The sequence below is a fragment of the Stenotrophomonas sp. 2694 genome (assembly GCF_040548715.1).
Lineage (GTDB): Bacteria > Pseudomonadota > Gammaproteobacteria > Xanthomonadales > Xanthomonadaceae > Stenotrophomonas > Stenotrophomonas indicatrix.
This window is the reverse complement of sequence record NZ_JBEPSG010000042.1, coordinates 1-2500: the sequence shown is the minus strand read 5'-3', so window position 1 is coordinate 2500 and position 2500 is coordinate 1. Positions and strand designations below refer to the sequence as shown.

Annotated in this window: 1 rRNA gene (cut by a window edge); it reads left to right on the top strand. The window is 53.6% G+C overall.

From position 1 onward, the window contains the following. Nucleotides 1–2396: ribosomal RNA gene (locus ABIA73_RS21465) — 23S ribosomal RNA — on the top strand; it begins 485 nt to the left of the window's first position. Nucleotides 2397–2500: the final 104 nt, after the last annotated feature.

Here is a 2500-nt window from a genome sequence, read left to right as displayed (position 1 = left end):
GAAATAGATCCTGAAACCGTGTGCGTACAAGCAGTAGGAGCCTCGCAAGGGGTGACTGCGTACCTTTTGTATAATGGGTCAGCGACTTACTGTTCGTGGCAAGCTTAACCGTATAGGGGAGGCGAAGGGAAACCGAGTCTGATAAGGGCGCATAGTCGCGGGCAGTAGACCCGAAACCGGGTGATCTAGTCATGGCCAGGGTGAAGGTGCCGTAACAGGTACTGGAGGCCCGAACCCACGTCTGTTGCAAAAGACGGGGATGAGCTGTGATTAGGAGTGAAAAGCTAATCGAACCCGGAGATAGCTGGTTCTCCTCGAAAGCTATTTAGGTAGCGCCTCATATGTATCCTCTCGGGGGTAGAGCACTGTTATGGCTAGGGGGTCATCGCGACTTACCAAACCATTGCAAACTCCGAATACCGAGACGGACTGTATGGGAGACACACGGCGGGTGCTAACGTCCGTCGTGAAAAGGGAAACAACCCAGACCCACAGCTAAGGTCCCAAATTTTGTGCTAAGTGGAAAACCATGTGGAAAGGCACAGACAGCCAGGAGGTTGGCTTAGAAGCAGCCACCCTTTAAAGAAAGCGTAATAGCTCACTGGTCGAGTCGGTCTGCGGGGAAGATTTAACGGGGCTAAGCACAGAACCGAAGCTTGGGGTGTGCATATTTATATGTACGCGGTAGAGGAGCGTTCCGTAAGCCGTTGAAGGTGGATTGAGAAGTCTGCTGGAGGTATCGGAAGTGCGAATGCTGACATGAGTAACGATAATGCGGGTGAAAAACCCGCACGCCGAAAGCCCAAGGTTTCCTTGCGCAACGTTAATCGGCGCAGGGTGAGTCGGCCCCTAAGGCGAGGACGAAAGTCGTAGTCGATGGGAAGCAGGTTAATATTCCTGCACCTCGCGTAAGTGCGATGGAGGGACGGAGAAGGTTAGGCATACCGGGCGTTGGTTGTCCCGGGGAAAGGCGGTAGGTTTGGATCTTTGGCAAATCCGGGATCCTTCAAGACCGAGCACCGAGACGAGCCTTTATGGCGAAGTTGCTGATACCACGCTTCCAGGAAAAGCTCCTAAGCTTCAGCTTACGCAGACCGTACCGTAAACCGACACAGGTGGGTAGGATGAGAATTCTCAGGCGCTTGAGAGAACTCGGGTGAAGGAACTAGGCAACATGGCACCGTAACTTCGGGAGAAGGTGCACCCTTTTTGGTGGCTCATGCGAGCTATAGCTGAAGAGGGTCGCAGTAACCAGGCCGCTGCGACTGTTTATCAAAAACACAGCACTCTGCAAACACGAAAGTGGACGTATAGGGTGTGACGCCTGCCCGGTGCTGGAAGGTTAATTGATGGGGTCAGCCGCAAGGCGAAGCTCTTGATCGAAGCCCCAGTAAACGGCGGCCGTAACTATAACGGTCCTAAGGTAGCGAAATTCCTTGTCGGGTAAGTTCCGACCTGCACGAATGGCGTAACGACAGCGGCGCTGTCTCCACCCGAGACTCAGTGAAATTGAAATCGCTGTGAAGATGCAGCGTTCCCGTGGCAAGACGGAAAGACCCCGTGAACCTTTACTATAGCTTTACACTGAACGTTGAGTTCGTCTGTGTAGGATAGGTGGGAGGCTATGAAACCATGGCGCTAGCTGTGGTGGAGCCATCCTTGAAATACCACCCTGTCGTGCTTGACGTTCTAACCTGGGTCCATTATCTGGATCGGGGACCGTGTATGGTGGGTAGTTTGACTGGGGCGGTCTCCTCCTAAAGAGTAACGGAGGAGCTCGAAGGTACGCTCAGCGCGGTCGGACATCGCGCACTGTGTGCAAAGGCATAAGCGTGCTTGACTGCAAGATCGACGGATCAAGCAGGTAGGAAACTAGGACTTAGTGATCCGGTGGTTCTGTATGGAAGGGCCATCGCTCAACGGATAAAAGGTACTCCGGGGATAACAGGCTGATACCGCCCAAGAGTTCATATCGACGGCGGTGTTTGGCACCTCGATGTCGGCTCATCACATCCTGGGGCTGTAGTCGGTCCCAAGGGTATGGCTGTTCGCCATTTAAAGTGGTACGCGAGCTGGGTTCAGAACGTCGTGAGACAGTTCGGTCCCTATCTGCCATGGGCGTTGGAGATTTGAGAGGGGCTGCTCCTAGTACGAGAGGACCGGAGTGGACGAACCTCTGGTGTTCCGGTTGTCACGCCAGTGGCATTGCCGGGTAGCTATGTTCGGAAGCGATAACCGCTGAAAGCATCTAAGCGGGAAGCGCGCCTCAAGATGAGATCTCCCGGGGCACAAGCCCCCTGAAGGAACCATGTAGACTACGTGGTTGATAGGTCAGGTGTGTAAGTACAGCAATGTATTGAGCTAACTGATACTAATGATCCGAGAGGCTTGACCATATAACCTCAAGTTGCCTTGGCCGACATGACATGTCGATAGATCCAAGTGCACGCTACGTCACAAGACCAAACGAGAGGCAGGCGCTCAGGCGCGTCTCTTTGCA